The sequence below is a fragment of the Mycobacterium liflandii genome, from assembly GCF_022354805.1.
GTDB lineage: Bacteria > Actinomycetota > Actinomycetes > Mycobacteriales > Mycobacteriaceae > Mycobacterium > Mycobacterium marinum.
Window position 1 is genome coordinate 3,787,961 of sequence record NZ_CP023138.1, and the last position, 18,523, is coordinate 3,806,483.

The window sequence follows — 18,523 nt, forward strand, 5'->3', positions numbered from 1 at the left end:
AGAAGACCGGCAGAAGTGCACCTACCAATTCACGCCGGTACGTGCTAATGGCGCACCCGAGTTCAACGAGCCTCGCCCGGCACGAATTACCGGCGTGGATATCTGCGGCCGTCCCGCAAACAACAAACGCGCAGCTAAACAACCTCGGATGCGGCGGCAGCACCCGGCGGGCACCGTCAGCCACGGATCGCTGCGACTGTGCCAAGCCCCGCTCTCCCCTACCATCGGGACCGTGGCGAGCCCAAGCAATCCATCACTCTCCCCACGCATGCGCGAGCTGATCCGCCACACCGCGCGCATCGCTCTCAACCCCACCCAGCAATGGCTCGATGAACTCGACCGCACCACCTTGGCCGCCAATCCGGCCCTTTCCGATGATCCCGCCCTGGTCGAAATCATCAGCCGCGCAAACCGTGCCAACCTGATCCATTTCGCCATTGCCATCTTGCGCGATCCCGGCGGCCCGGTGCCAGCAAACTTCGGGCCCGAACCGCTGCGGATGGCCCAAGAGCTGCTCAACCGCGGCCTGGAGGCGCTCGCCGCCGACATCTACCGAATCGCGCACAACGTGGCATGGGAGCGCTGGACCGACATCGCGTTCGGCCTGACGTCCAACCCCCAAGAACTGCGCGACCTCCTCGATGTGGCGTTCCGCTCTTCCAACGACTTCATCGACGCCACCATTGCGGGCATCCCCGCACAGCTACCCCTGGAATACGATGCGCTGACCCGCGAAGTCAGCGCCCAGCGCCGCAAAGTCGTCGAACAGATCCTCGGCGGCGCCCCCGTCAACCGGGAACGCGCCGAAGCGCAGTTGGGCTATCTCCTGGATCGCGCCCATACCGCCGCCATCGTTTGGTCCGACGAGCCCGACGGCGACCACGGCCAACTGGACCAGGCGGCCGACGCGTTCTGCACGGCGCTCGGCTGTCGGGCACCATTGATCGTGGTCACCAATTCCGCGACTCGTTGGGTATGGGTGAACGACGCCGCCACCCCGGTCGGAGACCGTATCCAACAGGTGCTCACCGACGCGCCAACGGTACGGCTTGCCGTCGGCAACACCAGGCGAGGTATCGAGGGGTTCCGACGCAGTCACCGCGACGCACAGACGACGCAGCGCATGCTGACCCGGCTCGGCGCACCCCAGCGCACCGCCCACTTTGCGGACACCCAAATGGTCGAGTTGCTCACCCAAGACCTAGAGGGTGTCGACGAGTTCATCGAATGCACGCTCGGGGAATTCCAGTCGGCCAGCCCGGTACTGCACGCCACCTTGCTGACCTACATCAACCAGCAATGCAATGCCGCACGCACCGCAAAGGCCCTCTACATCCACCGCAATACGCTGGTGCACCGGCTCGAGACCGCGCACCGACTCCTGCCCCAGCCGGTCGAGGCGAACATCGTTCACATCGCCGTGGCACTGGAAGTCCTACAGTGGCGCAGCGATCGGGATGGCGATTCCCTTCGGGCCATCACCTAAGCCCGGGCACCGGGACTACTCCTCGTCGAGCTCCGCCAGCACCTCATCGGACACGTCCACGTTGGTCCACACGTTCTGAACGTCGTCGCTTTCTTCCAGCGCGTCGACCAGCTTGAAAACCTTGCGGGCCCCGTCGACGTCCACCGGCACGGTCACCGACGACTGAAAGCCCGCCTCGGCCGATTCGTAGTCGATGCCGGCATCCTGCAGCGCGGAGCGTACCGCGACCAGTTCACCCGGTTCGGAGATCACCTCGAAGCTGTCCCCGAGGTCGTTGACGTCCTCGGCGCCGGCTTCCAACACGGCCGCCAGCACGTCGTCTTCGGTCAGACCGTTCTTCTCCAGGGTCACCACGCCCTTGCGGGAAAACAGGTAGGACACCGACCCCGGATCAGCCATGGCGCCGCCATTGCGCGTCATCGCCACCCGCACCTCGCTGGCAGCGCGGTTGCGGTTGTCGGTCAGACACTCGATCAGTACGGCCACACCGTTGGGCGCGTAACCCTCGTACATGATGGTCTGCCAGTCCGCCCCACCGGCCTCTTCACCGGCACCGCGCTTGCGGGCCCGCTCGATGTTCTCGTTGGGCACCGAGCTTTTCTTGGCCTTTTGGATGGCGTCGTAGAGGGTGGGGTTTCCCGCCGGGTCACCGCCACCGACGCGAGCCGCGACCTCGATGTTCTTGATCAGCCGTGCGAACATCTTGCCGCGGCGGGCGTCGATGACGGCCTTCTTGTGCTTGGTGGTGGCCCACTTGGAATGGCCGCTCATCGCCGTCCTATCTCAAATCCTTTGAATGATGGCTAGCCGAGTCTACGTGGACGGCCGATCCGCTGACCCGGCCGGGAGACGCAATGCGGCGGTGGCCGCGCTGTGCCGTCGCCCTGCCCAATCTGGTGCATCCGGAGACACCATCCTCACTCGAAACAGCGCCGTTGGGCCCTCGAACGCGCTAGGTTGAGCTTTCTGGCGGATGTTCGGATTCCGATGGCCCCGTGAGCGGACCGTCTTGGCCGGTCACCGCGATGTATGTGTGAGGCGGCCGATGTCGTACATGTTCGCGGTACCCGACACGGTGGCGGCGGCCGCCGATTTGGCCGGTATCGGCTCGACACTCAACGCGGCCACTGCGGCGGCAGCGGCCCCGACCACCGGGGTGCTGGCCGCCGGGGCGGACCAGGTGTCGGCTGCGGTGGCAGCGCTGTTTTCTGGCCATGCCCTGGACTATCAGGCGCTGAGCACCCAGGTGGCGGCGTTTCACACACAATTCGTGGAGGCCGTGACCGGTGCCGGCAACGCGTATGCGGCCGCCGAGGCGGCCAATGCCTCGCCGTTGCTGGGCATATCGCAAGACATGCTGAATGCGGTCAATGGACCCACCGAGGCATTGTTGGGGCGACCGCTGATCGGCAACGGCGCTGACGGGACGGCTCCGGAGCAAGCCGGCGGCGACGGCGGTCTGTTGTATGGCAACGGCGGCGCCGGCGGGCCCGGCGGTGCCGGCGGCAATGCCGGGTTGATCGGCAACGGCGGGGCGGGCGGCAGCGGCGCGGCCCTCGGCCTGTTCGGCGACACCGGCGGCAACGGGGGGCTACTGTTCGGCAACGGCGGCACCGGCGGGGCCGCCGGCGACCTGGCCTCCGGGGTCGGACTGCCTGGCGGCGCCGGCGGCCACGCCGGGCTTTTCGGCATCGGCGGCGCCGGTGGCGAAGGCGGGAATTCGGCAACCACCGCGGGCGTCGGGGGTGCCGGCGGAGCCGGCGGGCTGCTCGTCGGTGCCGGCGGCCACGGCGGCACCGACGGCACCTCGGCAAGTGGTACCGGCGCGACCGGTGGCAGCGGCGGGGCGGGCGGGCTGTTGTTCAGCCCCGGCGGCGCCGGCGGCGACGGTGGAGCCGGCTTCAGCGGTGCCGACGGCGGCGCTGGTGGGAACGGCGGGGCCGGCGGGGTTGCTGTTCGGTACCGGCGGTGGCGGCGGCGAAGGCGGTGCCACCAGCCCGTCATCGAGTACCGGCAGCGGTGGCGACGGCGGTATTGGCGGTACCAGCGGGCTGTTCGGCACCGGCGGCACCGGAGGCGCCGGTGGCGCCGCGGCAAACGCCACGGGCGGCAACGGCGGGGCCGGCGGCGGCGGATTGTGGTTCGGCAACGGCGGCGCGGGCGGAATCGGCGGCTTCGATGCCCACGGAGACGGCGGAGACGGCGGCGCCGGCGGCAACGCCGGCATCTACGGCGGCAATGGCGGGGCCGGCGGCGCCGGCGGCGTCGGGGTTGGTGGAAACCTCTTTACCGGCGGGCAAGGCGGCGCGGGCGGCAACGCCGGCTTGTTGGCCGGCAACGGCGGGGCCGGCGGTAACGGCGGTGTCCGATTCAGCGGAAACGCCGGTGCCGGCGGGGCCGGCGGCGACCGAGTCGCCGGCTCCCAAGGTAACAGTGGCGACGGCGGCGACGGCGGCCACGGCGGCACGTACTTCGGGTCCGGCGGCGCCGGCGGCCACGGCGGCTACGACGATTCGGGCAGCGGTGGCCAGGGCGGTCATGGCGGGGACGGCGGCGCGGCCGGGACGATCGGTAACGGCGGTGACGGCGGCACCGGAGGCGACGCCCTGGTCAGCGGCGGCACCGGCGGCGACGGCGGTGACGGCGGCGACGCTCGGGAAATCGGTAACGGCGGTAACGGCGGCAACGCCGGGGCCGGCGCTACCGCGGGCAACGAAGGCACCGGCGGCACCGGCGGCACCGGCGGACAACTGATCGGCGTGAGTGGGACCGACGGGTCGACGTAGCCGGCGGTTGGGGCCGAACTTGTTGGCTAGGCCTTGCCGTTGACGATATCGACGAACAACCGATGGATGCTGCGGTCGCCGGTCACCTCCGGGTGAAACGCGGTTGCCAGCACCGAACCCTCCCGAACCGCGACGATATGGTCGCCGGCCCGGGCCAGCACCGTCACCCCAGCACCCACGCGCTCGACCCAGGGCGCCCGGATAAACACCGCGCGCACCGGATGATCAAGACCCGTGAACGCGATATCGCCTTCAAAAGAGTCGACTTGGCGCCCGAAAGCGTTGCGCCGCACCGTCATATCGATCCCGCGCAGTGGCAGCGCCTGGCGTCCTCGGACACCGGCGTCCAGGATCTCGCTGGCCAGCATGATCATGCCCGCGCACGCGCCATAGGCCGGAAGCCCGGCAGCCAATCGGGCACGCAACGGCTCGAGCAGATCGAACCCGCACAGCAGGTGGCTGATGGTGGTGGATTCGCCACCCGGAATCACCAATCCATCCACCGCGTCGAGTTCGCTGCGGCGGCGCACGGTCATCGGCTCGGCGCCGGCTTCGCCCAGCGCCGCCAGGTGCTCGCGGGTATCGCCCTGCAGCGCCAGCACCCCAACCCTCGGAATACTCACAACCCGCTCACTTTTCGCCCGGCTGATATCCGCTTGGGTAGCGGGTCAGCCCTTCCTGCATGACCGCGGCCACCAACTCGCCTCCCTGGGTGAAGATCTTACCGTGCGTAAGTGCGCGACCCCCGCCTGCCGACGGCGATGACTGGTCGTAGAGCAGCCACTCGTCGGCCCGAAACCCCCGCATGAACCACATCGCGTGGTCCAGGGACGCCACCTGCAGATGCTCACGCTCCGCCAGGTGGGTGACCTGCGCCGAACCCAGCAGGGTCAGATCGCTCATATAGGCCAAGGCACAGATGTGCAGCACCGGGTCATCGGGCAGCGGGTCGCGATGGCGAAACCACACCTGCTGCTGGGATGCCTTACCCGGTAGCGGCGCGAGCAGGTCCCGCGGCACGATGCGCACATCCCACTCCTCGAACTGCCGGAACCCGGCGTCGTCGAAGACCCGCACCGACCTCAATCCGGGTAGATCGTCGGGCGGTGGCGCCGCCGGCATCGCGTCCTGGTGGCTGATGCCGTTCTGCGCGGTCTGAAACGAAGCCCCCATGCTGAAGATGACCTCGCCGTGCTGAACGGCGTTGACCCGCCTGGTCACAAACGATCCGCCATCGCGAGTGCGCTCGACCAGAAAAACCGTGGGCTCCTGGGCGTCCCCGGAGCGCAGAAAGTACCCGTGCAACGAGTGGACCTGATAGCGCGGGTCGACCGTGCGCACCGCCGACACCAGTGACTGCCCGGCCACATGGCCGCCGAATGTGCGCTGCAGAAAGCCTGATTCCGGGCTGAAGACACTACCGCGATAGATGTTGACCTCGAGTTGCTCGAGATCAAGAATCTCCTCGATTGCCACGAAAGATTCTTACCACCCGCGCTGCGCCAGGCGATGCGGCTGCGCGATCTCCTCCACGTTGATGCCCACCATTGCCTCGCCCAGCCCGCGTGACACCTTGGCCAGCACGTCGGGGTCGTCGTAGAACGTGGTGGCCTTGACGATCGCGGCGGCCCGGTGTTCCGGGGCGCCGGACTTGAAGATGCCCGAGCCCACGAAGACGCCTTCGGCGCCCAGCTGCATCATCATCGCGACATCGGCAGGAGTGGCGATACCGCCGGCCGTGAACAGGGTGACCGGCAACTTGCCCGCCCTGGCCACCTCCACGACCAGTTCGTAGGGCGCCTGCAATTCCTTTGCCGCGACGAACAACTCGTCCTCGGACATCGACGTCAGCCGGCGAATCTCGCCGGCGATGGAGCGCATGTGCGTCGTCGCGTTGGAAACGTCACCGGTGCCGGCCTCACCCTTGGAGCGGATCATCGCCGCCCCCTCGCCGATGCGCCGCAGCGCCTCACCCAGATTCGTCGCCCCGCACACGAACGGCACGGTGAACTTCCACTTGTCGATGTGGTGGGTGTAGTCCGCGGGCGTGAGGACCTCGGATTCGTCGATGTAGTCCACCCCGAGGCTTTGCAGGATCTGCGCCTCGACGAAATGTCCGATACGCGCTTTAGCCATTACCGGAATGGTGACCGCCTCGATGATGCCCTCGATCATGTCGGGGTCGCTCATCCTCGACACCCCGCCCTGGGCGCGGATGTCGGCGGGCACCCGCTCTAGGGCCATGACCGCGACGGCGCCGGCCCCTTCAGCGATGCGTGCCTGCTCGGGGGTGACGACGTCCATGATGACGCCGCCCTTGAGCATCTCGGCCATGCCACGCTTGACCCTCGCCGTTCCGGTCTGGCTTGAACCCGACTGAGCCTGCTTGGACGATGCCGGATCTGGCCGGTCCCCACTGGGCTGGGTAGCGCTGTCCACTGTCTTTCTCCTTCAACTGTTGGAGTCTTACTTTAATGGGAACCACAAGCAAGTTTGCGGGACCGCAGTCCCGCCCGATATTCGGACTAGCGAATCGACCGGGGAACATATGCGGTGCGGACGGTCTGGTCGCCTCCCGCGCCGCCGCAAGCGGCGTCGACAATGCGATTGGCCTCGGCCAATAGCTCCCCGAGTTGGCGCGGGTAGACCTGCTCACCGGAGGCGTTGAGCGCGGCGATGTCGCTGGCATCACACCAGCGGGACCCGTGAACATAACGCCGTTCCAGCTCGGTCCGGCCATCCAGGGACGGCTCGAACCGACTGGTGCGGTGCACCAGATAGAACTCCTCGCTGTCGAGCTTGGAACCGTTGAACTCAAAGACCTCGTTACGTCGCCAGATGGGTCCCACCAGGTCGGCGGGGTCGACCCGCAAACCCGTCTCTTCGGCGAGCTCACGCGCCGCGGCCTGGGCCAGCCGCTCCCCCTTGCCCACCTCGCCGCCCACGGTGAACCACCACCGAGGCGCGCCGCCCTCGTCGAACGCCGCGGCGGCCGGGTCCGAACCGCATAGCAGCAGCACCGCGCCGCGGTCATCGAGCAGCACCACCCGCGCCGAGGTACGCCGGCCGATATCGCCGTCGTCGCTGTGCACCTGCGCCTGCGGCCGCTCGGCGATCTCGAAATAGGCCGGCAGCGGAGCTCGCCCACCAAGACGGAAGGCGCGCACCATGCGCCGCTCGGCCAGCACCAGGGTGTCGCGCACGGCGTCGTTGTGGAATCTGCGGGCCAGCAATACCCGGGCCTCGGCATCGGCGAGTTCGGCCACCAGCGCCGACGGCAACGACGCCGGATCAACCATCGCCAGCGCGGCGGACAGTTCGTTTTCCGCATTCTCTCGTTCGTGTCGCGGCGCCTGCTCGGCGGCGTCGGCCAGCCGCGCCAACCGGCTGCCCTGGGGCGCGCCGCCGTAGGCATCGATCGCGACGGCGCGCGCCACCACGGCCCGGCGCGCCAGAGCACCGTCGAGCGCCTGCCAGGACAAGTCGTAGCGCACGTGCAATCGATCCAGCCGGTTGGCGCGCTGGTATCCCCAGGCCCCGAACACGACCAGCACGACGAGCAGCACGATGCCGGCGACAACCAACCACGTCATCAGCTCGCCACCTGCACCTTGACCCCGGCCCCGGCGACGGTCTCGTAGACCCGCATGATCTGGCTGGCCACCACCGACCAGTCGTAGCGGCGGACCGCTTCGGTGCCCGCCGCCACATAGCGCTCTCGCAGCTCCTGGCTATCAAGCACCTCGATCAGCGCGGCCGCCAGCGCGTCGCTGTCATCGACTGGAACCAGGCGCCCGATCTCGCCATCGCGCAGTACGCGCCGGAAGGCATCCAAGTCGCTGGCCACCACCGGGGTGCCGGCGGCCATGGCCTCAACCAGCACGATGCCAAAGCTCTCGCCGCCGGTATTGGGTGCGCAGTAGACGTCCGCACTGCGCATCGCCGATGCCTTGCCCGCGTCGTCGACCTGACCGAGAAAACGCATGTGCTCGGCCAGCTCACCCGCCTCATCGCGTAGTTCGTCTTCGTCACCGCGGCCCACGATCAGCAGCTGCACGTCGCTGAAGCGCTCCACCAACTTGGGCAGCGCCTCGAGCAGGACACTCATCCCCTTGCGGGGCTCGTCGTATCGGCCCAAGAACAGCACCGTCTTGCCGGGGCGGGGGTATCCGTCCAGACACGACGAGGACGCGAAAGAACCGACGTCGACACCGTTGGGAATTTCGACCGCGTCCGAGCCGAGCGCCTCCATCTGCCAACGCCTGGCCAGATCGGACACCGCGATGCGACCGACGATCTTCTCGTGCATGGGCCGCAAGATGCTCTGGAAGACGGTCAACGTCAGCGACTTGGTGGTCGAGGTGTGAAACGTTGCCACGATGGGGCCCTCGGCAATGTTGAGGGCCAGCATCGACAGACTCGGCGCGTTGGGCTCGTGCAGGTGCAGGACGTCGAAATCGCCCTCGGAAAGCCACTTTTTGACCTTGCGATGGGTGGCGGGGCCGAAGCGCAGCCGCGCCACCGACCCATTGTAGGGAATGGGAACGGCCTTGCCGCCGGAGACGACATAGTCCGGCAGGGCCGCGTGCGGCGACGCCGGTGCCAGCACGCTGACCTCATGCCCACGGGCCCGCATCACCTCGGCGAGCTGTAAGACGTGTGACTGCACCCCACCCGCCACGTCGAACGAGTAGGGACACACCATTCCAATCCGCATCAGGGCTCCCGCAGCCGCGCGCGGCGGGCATCGGACAAGTCGGCCAACCATTGTGGCTGAAACATGTGCCAATCCTCGGGATGGTCCGCGATGTTGGCTGCGAACCTATCGGCGAGCGCCTGGGTGATCGCTTCCACATCACCGCTGCTGCAATCCAGAGCCGGATAGACTTGAAAACCCCAGCCCTTGGGCTCAAACCAGCAGTGGGTCGGCAGCAGGGCGGCTCCCGTTTGGATCGCGAGTTTGGCCGGGCCCGCCGGCATCCGGGTGGGCTCGCCAAAGAAATCGACTTCAACACCGGTGCGGGTCAGATCACGCTCAGCCATCAGGCATACCACCCGGTTGTCCCGCAGTCGCTCACATAGCACCTCGAAGGGCGGCTCCGCACCGCCCGACAACGGAAGTACTTCGAAGCCAAGGGTTTCCCGATAGTCGATGAATCGCCGGTACAACGACTCGGGCTTGAGCCGCTCGGCGACGGTAGTGAAGGTGCCGTGCCGCTGCGCCAGCCACACCCCGGCCATGTCCCAGTTGCCGCTGTGTGGCAATGCCAGCACCACACCGCGTCCCGCGGCCAGCCCGGCATTGAGGTGATCTTTGCCCCCGATGGAACTGTCAATCTGGGCGGCGACCTTACGCAGGTTCATCGACGGAAGCCGAAACGCCTCCCGCCAGTAGCGGGCGTAGGACTCCAGCGACGCGCGCATCAGGGAGTCCGGGACCGCGCCGGCCCGCACCCCGGTTACCCGGGCCAGGTTCTTGCGAAGTTGCTCGGGCCCGCCGTGGCGGGCCGCGTAGTGCGCCCCGGCGTCGAAGGCGTTGCGCGCGGCGAACTCGGGCAGCGCCCGCACCATCCGCCATCCCGCCGCATACGCCAAGTCCGTCGCGTTGCCGACCAAGAGCTGCCGCGGAGCCCTGACCCATCGCAGGCCGGCCGGGGTGGAGATCACCGCTGGGTCTTTCCGGGGTCACCCGACCTCGGATGGCCCTGCGCGTCGTCGTCGCGCACCGGCGCACTGGGAACCAGCAGATCGGTGGCCCCCGGTGAGGTCCACACGGTGTACAACCGTTGTCCGCAGGTGATCACGCTGGTCACCGCCAGCAGCCACATCGCCACCGGCAGCGCCGGCGGCCAGGCGATGAACGGAAAATCGGACACCCCCGCACCGGCCAGCACGATGATCAGCCGCTCCGGTCGTTCAATGATGCCGCCGTCACCACGCAACCCGCTGGCTTCCGCCCGGGCCTTGATGTAGGAGATCACTTGCGAGGTGACCAGGCAGATCAACGTCGCCACCACCAGCAATCGGTCTCGCATGCCGAACGCGACCCACCACAGCAGCCCACTGAACACCGCGCCGTCGCTGATGCGATCGCAGGCCGCATCCAGCACCGCGCCAAATCGGGTGCCGCCGCCCCGTTCCCGTGCCATGGCTCCGTCGAGCATGTCGAAGAGCACGAAGAACCAGACCACGCACGCGCCGGGAAACAGCTTGCCCATCGGAAAAAGTACGAGCGCGCCGGCCACCGAAGCGGTGGTGCCGATGATGGTGACGGCATCGGGGGTCAGACCGATCCGGAGCAAGCCCCTGGCCAGCGGATTGGTGACCCGCGCAAATGCCGCCCGGGACAAGAAGGGCGCCTTGCTCATCGTTGCCTCATGATTGCCGAGCCCATTCGGTCGCCAGCAGCCGCCGGGTGTCGCGCAGCAACTGTGGGATGACCTTGGATCCGCCGATGATGGTGATGAAGTTCGCGTCCCCGCCCCAGCGCGGAACAACGTGCACATGCAGGTGCTCGGCCAGCGATCCGCCCGCCGATGTCCCCAGGTTCATGCCGACGTTGAAGCCGTGTGGCCGCGAGACGTTCTTGACGACGCGAATCGCTTTCTGGGTGAACGCCATCAGCTCGCCGCTCTCCGGCTCGGTGAGGTCTTCGAGCTCCGATACCCGCCGATACGGCACCACCATCAGGTGGCCGGGGTTGTAGGGGTACAGGTTGAGCACGGCGTAGACCAACTCGCCGCGGGCAACCACCAGACCTTCTTCATCAGACAGCCGCGGGATCTCGGTGAACGGCTGCGAGCGCGCGGAGTCCTCCCGCTTGAGCGGAGACTCGGCGAGGTAGTTCATCCGGTACGGCGTCCAGAGCCGCTCCAGGTGGTCGCGCTCGCCGACGCCGCGGTCCAGGATGGTGCTGTCCTGCGGCTGCGCGCTTTCCTCGTTAGTCACCGTTACTCACCGCTATCCACCTTGACCAGTTCAGCTGTGGGAGTGGCGTTTTCGCGCCGGGATATCCAGTCCACGATCGCAGCTACCGCAGCCTCGCGTGGCACGCCGTTGATCTGCGTGCGGTCGCCGAACCGGAAGCTCACCGCGTCGGCCTGCACATCGCGGTCGCCGGCCAGCAGCATGAACGGCACCTTCTGGTTGGTGTGGTGCACGATCTTCTTGGCCATGCGGCCATCGCTGGTGTCCACCTCGACCCGCACCCCATGTGACTTCAACTGTGCGGCAACCTGTTCCAGGTAGGCGATGTGTTCGTCGGCAACCGGGATGCCGACCGCCTGAACGGGCGCCAGCCACGCCGGGAAGGCACCCGCGTAGTGCTCGGTGAGGATGCCGAAAAACCGCTCTATCGACCCGAACAGGGCACGGTGGATCATGACCGGGCGCTGGCGAGTCCCGTCGGCGGCGGTGTATTCGAGCCCGAATCGCTCCGGGAAGTTGAAGTCGAGCTGGATGGTCGACATCTGCCAGGTACGGCCCAGGGCGTCCTTGACCTGCACCGAGATCTTGGGCCCGTAGAAAGCCGCGCCACCGGGATCGGGTACCAGCTCCAGACCCGATTCCGCGCCCACCTCGGCGAGCACGTTGGTGGCTTCCTCCCAGACCTCATCGGAGCCGACGAACTTGTCCGGATCCTTGGTGGACAGTTCCAGATAGAAGTCGGTCAGTCCGTAGTCGCTGAGCAGATCGAGCACGAACCGCAGCAGCGAACGCAGCTCGTCACGCATCTGTTCGCGGGTGCAGAAGATATGCGCGTCGTCCATGGTCAATCCGCGCACCCGGGTCAGCCCATGCACCACACCGGACTTCTCGTAGCGGTAGACGGTGCCGAACTCGAAGAGCCGCAGCGGTAGTTCGCGATAGGACCTACCGCGCGCCCGGAAGATCAAGCAATGCATCGGGCAGTTCATCGGCTTGAGGTAATAGTCCTGGCCGGGTTTGCGCACCGTACCGTCCGCGTTGTACTCCGCGTCGATCTGCATCGGCGGGAACATGCCGTCGGCGTACCAGTCCAAGTGCCCCGAGGTGTGAAACAGCTGGGCCTTGGTGATGTGCGGACTGTTGACGAACTGGTAGCCGGCTTCGGTGTGCTTGCGACGCGAATAGTCCTCGAGCTCGCGCCGCACAATCCCACCCTTGGGATGGAAAACAGCTAGGCCAGAGCCTATTTCGTCGGGGAAACTGAACAGATCCAGCTCCACACCGAGCTTGCGATGGTCGCGGCGCTGTGCCTCTTCGATGAGCTCGATGTGCGTATCAAGCGCTTCTTGCGACTCCCATGCCGTCCCGTAGATCCGCTGCAGGCTGGCGTTCTTCTGGTCGCCCCGCCAGTAGGCCGCCGAGCTTCTGGTCAGTTTGAACGCCGGGATGTGCTTGGTAGTCGGGATGTGCGGTCCGCGGCACAGGTCACCCCAGACCCGTTCGCGGGTAAGGGGATTGAGGTTGTCGTAGGCGGTGAGCTCATCGCCACCGACCTCCATGACATCGGGATCCCCGGACTTGTCATCGACGAGTTCGAGCTTGTAGGGCTCGTTGGCCAACTCCTCGCGCGCCTGATCCTTGGATTCGAAGACCCTGCGGTCGAAGAGCTGCCCTTCCTTGACGATCTGGCGCATCCGCTTCTCAAGCGCCTGAAGATCATCAGGGGTGAACGGCTCGAGCACTTCGAAATCGTAGTAGAAGCCGTCGGTGATGGGCGGTCCGATACCCAGTTTGGCTTGTGGGAAGAGGTCTTGAACCGCTTGGGCCAGCACATGCGCGGTCGAGTGCCGGATAACGCTGCGACCGTCGTCGGTATTGGCCGCGATCGGGGTGACCTCCGCGTCAGCGTCGGGCACCCAGCTCAGGTCGCGCAGCTTGCCTTCTGCGTCTCGCACCACGACGATCGCGTCCGGCGCGCCGCGTCTGGGCAGCCCCGCCTCACCGATTGCGGCGGCCGCCGTGGTCCCGGCAGGAACCCGGATCGGCTGCCGCGGGTCACCGCCGTCGGCTCCTGGGGCGGGTTGTGCGGGGACGCTCATCGGGGTGGTCTCCAAGGTTCGCGAGTGAATGGGCATGTCGAATCGAACGCGACCATGCTATCGGGGCGGAGCTGGTCGAACCCAAGCCGCGTGCTAGGTCCGCGTCGGCGTCTTGGCCGAAACCGGCTCAAGGCTGGCCGGGCTTGAGCCGCACAAACAACGCATCCGCCTCGGTCAGCAGGGTCTGGCCATCGCGCAACCGGCCGGACACGAAGATCTTGCGCCCGTCCACCCGGTCCACTCCGGCGTCGATTTGCAGCTCCTTTTCGATGGGCACGATGTTGCGATAGTCGATCTTGAGGTAGGCGGTGCGCTGGCGCCGACTGCCGGTGAGCACCGACGCCGTCAAGCCCAGGAGCGTGTCGAACAACATGCCCAACGCACCACCATGGACCGCGCCATTGCGTCCGAGGTGGAACCGGGCGAAGCGGGCCCAGCCACCGATCCGGCCGTCTTGCGTCTTGCGCGCCGACATCGGGATGGTCGTGACGTTGCCCCGCATCGGCAAGTCCATTCGGCGCCCCGATGGTGACTCCCATTCGTCGGCGTCGAATGGCGCAAGCAGTATGGAGACCCGTTCGAGCAGGTCGGCGGCCTGGGTGATCACCTCGTCAGGCGCGTCGGCGGCACGCGCGTGGTCCTGCACCTTGCGCACCGCATCAATGAACCTGCCGTAGTCCGGTCCGCCCTTGTCGGTTGGCTGCGGCGGATTGAAGCCGCCGCCAGGGTGTTGCGACTGTTCGCGGGTCACCCAACCACCGTATTGCCTGCCGCCAGCCAAATGGGCGACACCGCGGCTGAGACTGGCTAGCCGGGCTCACGGGTCGCCGCCCGCCCCTACCCGCCGTGGGCGGCTCCGGCCACCGACAATGCTTAGAACTCCTGGTCAGAGAGCACAATCTCGGCAGCGGCGACGTTCTCCTGCAGGTGCGCTACCCGCGAGGTGCCGGGAATCGGCAGCATCACCGGCGACCGCTTGAGTAGCCACGCCAGGGCGAGCTGCGACGGCGTCGCGTGATGATCGTCGGCGATCTTGCGCAACGGACCGTCCGGCGCCGCCAGCGGGCCCGAGGCCAGCGGGAACCATGGGATGAATGCGATCCCCTGGCTGGTGGCCGCCTCCAGCAATGGTTCGGCGCCACGCGCGGCCAGGTTGTACATGTTCTGTACCGACACGATCTCGGTGATCTGTTGGGCCGCCTCGAGTTGGTCGACGTCGATCTCGGACAGCCCGATGTGGCGGATCTTGCCTTCGTTCTTCAGGGCGAGCAGCTCGCCCACCTGGTCGGCCAGTGGATAGTTGCGATCGATGCGGTGCAGCTGGAACAGGTCGATGGTGTCCACGCCCAGACGCCGCAGGCTCATCTCGCATTCCTGGCGCAGATAGCTCGGATTGCCCAGCGGCACCCACACGCCTGGGCCGGTACGCAGCAGCCCGGCCTTGGTGGCGATTACCAGCCCGGTGTAGGGGTGCAACGCCTCGTGAATGATCTCCTCGGACACGTAGGGGCCGTAAGAGTCGGCGGTGTCGATGAAGTTGACGCCCAGTTCGGCGGCCCGGCGCAGCACCCGTACGGCTTCGGCACGGTCGGCGGGCGGGCCCCAGACGCCGTCGCCGGTAAGGCGCATCGCGCCGAACCCGAGCCGGTTGACGGTCAGGTCGCCACCCAGGGTCAACGTTGCGGATGCTGCGGCCATGGCTTTCGCGCTGTGAGCACTCATTTTTCCGACCGTACGCCACGGGGCACACCCGATCCGGCGTGGCAAGCTGGGGGGTGTGGACCTTCGCGCGCTTTCCGGGCAACAACTGACCTACCCGGAAGTGGGCGCCACCGCGGCCGGACAGTTGCCCCCGGGATACGCCCACCTCAGTGTGTCCGACCAGATCGGCACCGGCCGGAAGCGTTTTGAGGAGGCCGCCCACGCGGTGATGCATTGGGGCATGCAGCGTGGCGCCGGGCTGGCGGTGCGGGCCACCTCGGATACGGTCGCTGTTTCGACGGTGGCGGTGATCCAGATGATGGGTGTGTTGCGCGCGCCGTGCCGCGTGGTCTACGTCATCGACGAACCCGATATCCGCGGATTTGCCTATGGCACGCTGCCGGGGCACCCGGAATGCGGCGAGGAACGGTTTGCCATTCGCTACGACCCGGACACTTCCGGGGTTTTTGCGGAGGTGTCGTCGTTCTCCCGGCCGGCGACCTGGTGGAGCAAGGCCGGTGGCCCGCTTGTGGCACTGACTCAACGCATCATCGCCAAGCGCTACTTGCGCGGGGTGTAGGCGGCGTCAGCCGAGCCGGCGACAACGCGCGGTCACGCCCATCGCGCCAACAGCTCCCGCGCACCCGAGCACATCTGCTCGATCACCTCGCCGGCCGGCGCGCCGTCGGGGATCATCCCAACTCCCTGGCCCGCGTCGACCGGCGCCACCCGCAGGTCTTCGGCCGCGCTGGCAGCGGCCAGCTCGGCACGAGCATCCGCATCGGCGGCCAGTGCCGTCTCATTGCCGTTCCAGCGCGCGACGAAGTCGTTGGTCAACACCCGCGATGGGAACCGCTGAGGCCAGGGCAGGCCGTCGGCGACGTCGAAGACCCGGGTAGTGCCGGTGTCGGTTTCGCGCGCCGCGATCAGAGCCTGACGGCTCGGCTCCCCCGTCAGCGCCTCGGGGCACGCCGCCAGACGCGTGCCTACCCAGGCCCCCGCGGCACCGGCGGCCAGCACCGCGGCCAGGCTTCGGGGCGAGGCGATGCCGCCGCCGGCCAATACCGGCACCGAGACCGCGGCCAGGACCGCGTCGAGCAACGGCAGCGTTCCCAGCCGCACCTCGCCATGGCCACCCCCCTCGGCTCCGCGCGCCACCACGATGTCCACCCCCGCATCGGCGGCACGCCGGGCCCCCACAGCGTCGTAAACCTGTGTGACGGTGTGGATTCCGGCGTCACGGGCCGGGCCGACCCATGACCAGTCGGTGCCGAAACTGACCGACAACAGGGCGGGCCCGGCGGCAAGCGCATCCTCGAGCAGCCCCGCCTCACTGCGCATCACCCAGTCCACCAGCCCGATCCCGAACCTGCCGCTGACCTGCCGCAATTGTTCGGCCAAGGCAGCCCGGGTGGCCCGGCTTCCCATGCCGATCATGCCCAGTCCACCGGCCGCGGTGACAGCGGCGGCGAGCCGGCCACCGGCGACTCCGCCCATTGGGGCGTTGACGATGGGAACCCGCAGGCCGAAGCCCCGTGACCAGCCGGTAGCGAGCACCCCTAGTGGGCGCCGGGCTGGGACTTGAGCACGGTCAACACCACCACCGAATCCTCGATGGCGTGCAACGCGTGCCGCTGCGGCGGAATCGCGACATAGTCGCCCGTCTTGCCGTCCCAGGCGTCATCGCCGGTGGTGAGGCGCACATGTCCCTGTAGCACCTGCAGGGTCGCCTCACCCGGGCTGTCGTGTTCGCCGAGATTGTGGTCGGCCAGCAGTGCCAGCACGGTCTGGCGCAATTCGTGGGCGTGTCCGCCGTGGATCGTGTGGGCGGCCCGTCCGCTGTGTGACTGTTTTGCCTCGGCCAGCTTTTCGGAGGCGAGCGCGGTCAGCGAAAGCGATTCCATCGGTGAGTCCTTTCAGCCGTTCAGTAGCAGTATTCCCGCAACGATCAAGGCGACCACCTTGACCACTTCCAAACCGACGTACACGTAGTGCGCACGGGAGCGGGGCGCATCCAACCCGGCCAGCACCTGATCGGACCGGCGGGTCAGACGGGGACGCACCGCGAGCAACTGCACCGCTAGCGCTGCGACCACGACACCGAACGCCACGATAATCCGCAGCGGCGCCGGGCCCGACACCGCTATTGCCGCCAGGACCAGCGCGAAGACGACCTCAACGATATTGAGCGCGCGGAAGACCAACCGGCCGATGCCAAGCCCGATCTGCAGCGTCACGTGCGGCGCCCGGAACTTCAGCGGAGCTTCCAGAAACGAGATGGCCAGCACCATGCCGAGCCATATGAAGGTGACGGCGATTTGGGTCGCCGCTGCGGTGCTCAACTGAGGGCTCCTTCCGGCGAAAGGTGGGCCAAGCAAAGATCCGGTTCGACAAACGGGTCGAGCCGCTCGACGGTGACGGGCGCCCCCCAACTTTCCAGCGCCCCGCGCATGAGGCCCAAGTGAATTGGACACACCACGCCCGACCGGTTCTCGGCAAGTTCCAGAAACGGGCAGTGTCGCAGGGCAACCTGTTGCTGGCCGTCGGAGACTCGGCGCTCGGGAGCGAACCCGAGTCCGTCGAGGACGCCGACCAAGTGATCGATCGATTTCTCGGCGCTGTGCGCGGTCGTCGGGGCTTGCAGACGTTCGCCCCAGGCGCGGCCGGCGGCCAGCGCCTTGTCAACCGAATCGCTCTCGGCGGCAAGGCCGTTGCTGAGGATCTCGGCGAGGAGCTGGTAGTGGCGAGCGCCACCGCGGTCCATCTGCTGGACCGCCCGGAACATCAGCGGCGGGCGTCCGGGGCCGCGACGGCTGGGCTGCACGCGCTCCACCTGACCGTCATCGACCAAGCCGTCGAGGTGGAAGCGCACGGTGTTGGGGTGCACTCCCAGGTGCTCGGCGATCGCGACAATGCTCAGCGGATGGCCGAGGGCACGCAATACCCGCAACACCGCGCGGCGACGCCCCGCCGGCTCCCCGCCCATTCTGGCGATCCGACCCTCTCCCATTTAAGAATCTTAAGCATCTGCGGCTTGAGGATGACCCGCCACGAGTGGCGTATCAACACCCAGTCGGCCAATCTTGGCAGCCCCGCCCGGCGAACCCAGCGGCCCGTCCCGGCCGGGCAGGGTTTCGGTGAAAAACGCCACGTTGTCGGCGAGATGCGGGTGCAGCTCCTGCGGCAGGTCGTCCTCGTAGTAGATCGCTTCGACCGGACACACGGGCTCGCAGGCGCCACAGTCCACGCATTCGTCGGGGTGGATGTACAGCGAGCGCCCACCCTCGTATATGCAATCGACCGGACACTCCTCCACACAGGCCCGATCCGTCACATCGATGCAGGGTTTTCCGATCACATACGTCATGGTTCCGGAGTTTATACAATATGATTTGTAAAAACTAGCGAGGCGGCAAAAGTTCTGTCCGACAACGTACTTGACGTCCGGATCGGCGCAGTGACGGCGCGCCACCTCAACCGCTACGATTAAAAGCCCTGGGCCCAGTCTCCACGACACGGAGTGG

At 67.3% G+C, this 18,523-nt stretch carries 19 protein-coding genes and 2 pseudogenes; 4 read left to right on the top strand and 17 right to left on the bottom strand.

Annotated features, from left to right (window positions below):
* The first annotated feature begins 268 nt into the window (after window positions 1–268).
* Window positions 269–1,486 carry an Rv1453 family transcriptional regulator gene (locus CKW46_RS16955; RefSeq protein WP_041299241.1) on the top strand — a complete coding sequence of 406 codons (1,218 nt, stop codon included), beginning with the start codon at window positions 269–271 and terminating at the stop codon, window positions 1,484–1,486.
* 15 nt (window positions 1,487–1,501) lie between these two features.
* On the opposite strand, the gene CKW46_RS16960 is transcribed toward CKW46_RS16955, so the two are convergent.
* On the bottom strand, window positions 1,502–2,257 hold the full coding sequence (locus CKW46_RS16960; protein WP_011741062.1) for a YebC/PmpR family DNA-binding transcriptional regulator: 756 nt from the start codon (window positions 2,255–2,257) through the stop codon (window positions 1,502–1,504).
* Between the two features lie 283 nt (window positions 2,258–2,540).
* On the opposite strand from CKW46_RS16960, the pseudogene CKW46_RS16965 reads away from it, so the two are divergent.
* Window positions 2,541–2,750, top strand: a pseudogene (locus tag CKW46_RS16965) (PE family protein); the annotation flags it as partial.
* Window positions 2,733–4,272 (top strand): annotated as a pseudogene (locus CKW46_RS16970) (PGRS repeat-containing protein). The pseudogenes CKW46_RS16965 and CKW46_RS16970, both read left to right, overlap by 18 nt.
* A gap of 26 nt (window positions 4,273–4,298) precedes the next feature.
* Here the strand turns inward: CKW46_RS16970 and pdxT are convergent.
* The 11 genes from pdxT to CKW46_RS17025 all read right to left on the bottom strand — a co-directional run bounded on the left by pdxT (window position 4,299) and on the right by CKW46_RS17025 (window position 14,996).
* Window positions 4,299–4,895 (bottom strand): pyridoxal 5'-phosphate synthase glutaminase subunit PdxT, encoded by a 597-nt coding sequence (gene pdxT / locus CKW46_RS16975; RefSeq protein WP_011741064.1) that lies wholly within the window; start codon window positions 4,893–4,895, stop codon window positions 4,299–4,301.
* A 7-nt stretch (window positions 4,896–4,902) separates the two neighbouring features.
* Window positions 4,903–5,748: an acyl-CoA thioesterase II gene (gene tesB, locus CKW46_RS16980; RefSeq protein WP_012393869.1), complete on the bottom strand. Its 846-nt coding sequence runs from the start codon at window positions 5,746–5,748 to the stop codon at window positions 4,903–4,905.
* 9 nt (window positions 5,749–5,757) lie between these two features.
* Window positions 5,758–6,606, bottom strand: a complete 849-nt coding sequence (gene pdxS / locus CKW46_RS16985) for a pyridoxal 5'-phosphate synthase lyase subunit PdxS (protein WP_499019293.1) — start codon at window positions 6,604–6,606, stop codon at window positions 5,758–5,760.
* 191 nt (window positions 6,607–6,797) lie between these two features.
* Window positions 6,798–7,865 (bottom strand): NUDIX hydrolase, encoded by a 1,068-nt coding sequence (locus tag CKW46_RS16990; RefSeq protein WP_482052171.1) that lies wholly within the window; start codon window positions 7,863–7,865, stop codon window positions 6,798–6,800.
* Window positions 7,865–8,989: a glycosyltransferase family 4 protein gene (locus tag CKW46_RS16995; RefSeq protein ID WP_012393866.1), complete on the bottom strand. Its 1,125-nt coding sequence runs from the start codon at window positions 8,987–8,989 to the stop codon at window positions 7,865–7,867. The genes CKW46_RS16990 and CKW46_RS16995 overlap by 1 nt, the downstream gene beginning before the upstream one ends.
* Complete coding sequence (locus tag CKW46_RS17000) at window positions 8,989–9,939, bottom strand: phosphatidylinositol mannoside acyltransferase (protein WP_012393865.1); 951 nt, start codon at window positions 9,937–9,939, stop codon at window positions 8,989–8,991. The genes CKW46_RS16995 and CKW46_RS17000 overlap by 1 nt, the downstream gene beginning before the upstream one ends.
* Entirely contained in the window at window positions 9,936–10,640 is a 705-nt protein-coding gene (pgsA, locus tag CKW46_RS17005) for a phosphatidylinositol phosphate synthase (protein ID WP_015355892.1), read from the bottom strand. Before pgsA ends, CKW46_RS17000 begins: the two co-directional genes overlap by 4 nt.
* A gap of 7 nt (window positions 10,641–10,647) precedes the next feature.
* Window positions 10,648–11,220, bottom strand: a complete 573-nt coding sequence (locus tag CKW46_RS17010; RefSeq protein WP_015355893.1) for an ATP adenylyltransferase — start codon at window positions 11,218–11,220, stop codon at window positions 10,648–10,650.
* 2 nt (window positions 11,221–11,222) lie between these two features.
* Window positions 11,223–13,298 carry a threonine--tRNA ligase gene (thrS, locus tag CKW46_RS17015; protein ID WP_482052172.1) on the bottom strand — a complete coding sequence of 692 codons (2,076 nt, stop codon included), beginning with the start codon at window positions 13,296–13,298 and terminating at the stop codon, window positions 11,223–11,225.
* Window positions 13,299–13,425: 127 nt separating this feature from the next.
* Window positions 13,426–14,049: a PaaI family thioesterase gene (locus CKW46_RS17020; protein WP_015355895.1), complete on the bottom strand. Its 624-nt coding sequence runs from the start codon at window positions 14,047–14,049 to the stop codon at window positions 13,426–13,428.
* 122 nt (window positions 14,050–14,171) lie between these two features.
* Window positions 14,172–14,996 (bottom strand): aldo/keto reductase, encoded by an 825-nt coding sequence (locus CKW46_RS17025; protein ID WP_015355896.1) that lies wholly within the window; start codon window positions 14,994–14,996, stop codon window positions 14,172–14,174.
* A gap of 79 nt (window positions 14,997–15,075) precedes the next feature.
* Between CKW46_RS17025 and CKW46_RS17030 the strand changes: the two genes are divergently transcribed.
* Window positions 15,076–15,579 (top strand): DUF1990 domain-containing protein, encoded by a 504-nt coding sequence (locus CKW46_RS17030; RefSeq protein ID WP_134428456.1) that lies wholly within the window; start codon window positions 15,076–15,078, stop codon window positions 15,577–15,579.
* Window positions 15,580–15,611: 32 nt separating this feature from the next.
* On the opposite strand, the gene CKW46_RS17035 is transcribed toward CKW46_RS17030, so the two are convergent.
* Genes CKW46_RS17035 through fdxA form a run of 5 tightly spaced genes read right to left on the bottom strand, consistent with a single transcriptional unit; the run spans window position 15,612 to window position 18,366 of the window.
* Window positions 15,612–16,556: an NAD(P)H-dependent flavin oxidoreductase gene (locus CKW46_RS17035; protein ID WP_482052173.1), complete on the bottom strand. Its 945-nt coding sequence runs from the start codon at window positions 16,554–16,556 to the stop codon at window positions 15,612–15,614.
* A gap of 2 nt (window positions 16,557–16,558) precedes the next feature.
* Window positions 16,559–16,903: a cupin domain-containing protein gene (locus CKW46_RS17040; RefSeq protein WP_012393857.1), complete on the bottom strand. Its 345-nt coding sequence runs from the start codon at window positions 16,901–16,903 to the stop codon at window positions 16,559–16,561.
* Between the two features lie 12 nt (window positions 16,904–16,915).
* Window positions 16,916–17,290, bottom strand: coding sequence for a hypothetical protein (locus CKW46_RS17045; protein ID WP_085979890.1), 375 nt, complete (start codon window positions 17,288–17,290; stop codon window positions 16,916–16,918).
* Between the two features lie 47 nt (window positions 17,291–17,337).
* Window positions 17,338–18,009, bottom strand: coding sequence for a helix-turn-helix transcriptional regulator (locus CKW46_RS17050; RefSeq protein WP_011741077.1), 672 nt, complete (start codon window positions 18,007–18,009; stop codon window positions 17,338–17,340).
* 9 nt (window positions 18,010–18,018) lie between these two features.
* The gene (gene fdxA / locus CKW46_RS17055) at window positions 18,019–18,366 is read right to left on the bottom strand and encodes a ferredoxin (protein ID WP_015355899.1); all 348 of its coding nucleotides are present in this window, start codon (window positions 18,364–18,366) and stop codon (window positions 18,019–18,021) included.
* Between the last annotated feature and the right edge of the window lie 157 nt (window positions 18,367–18,523).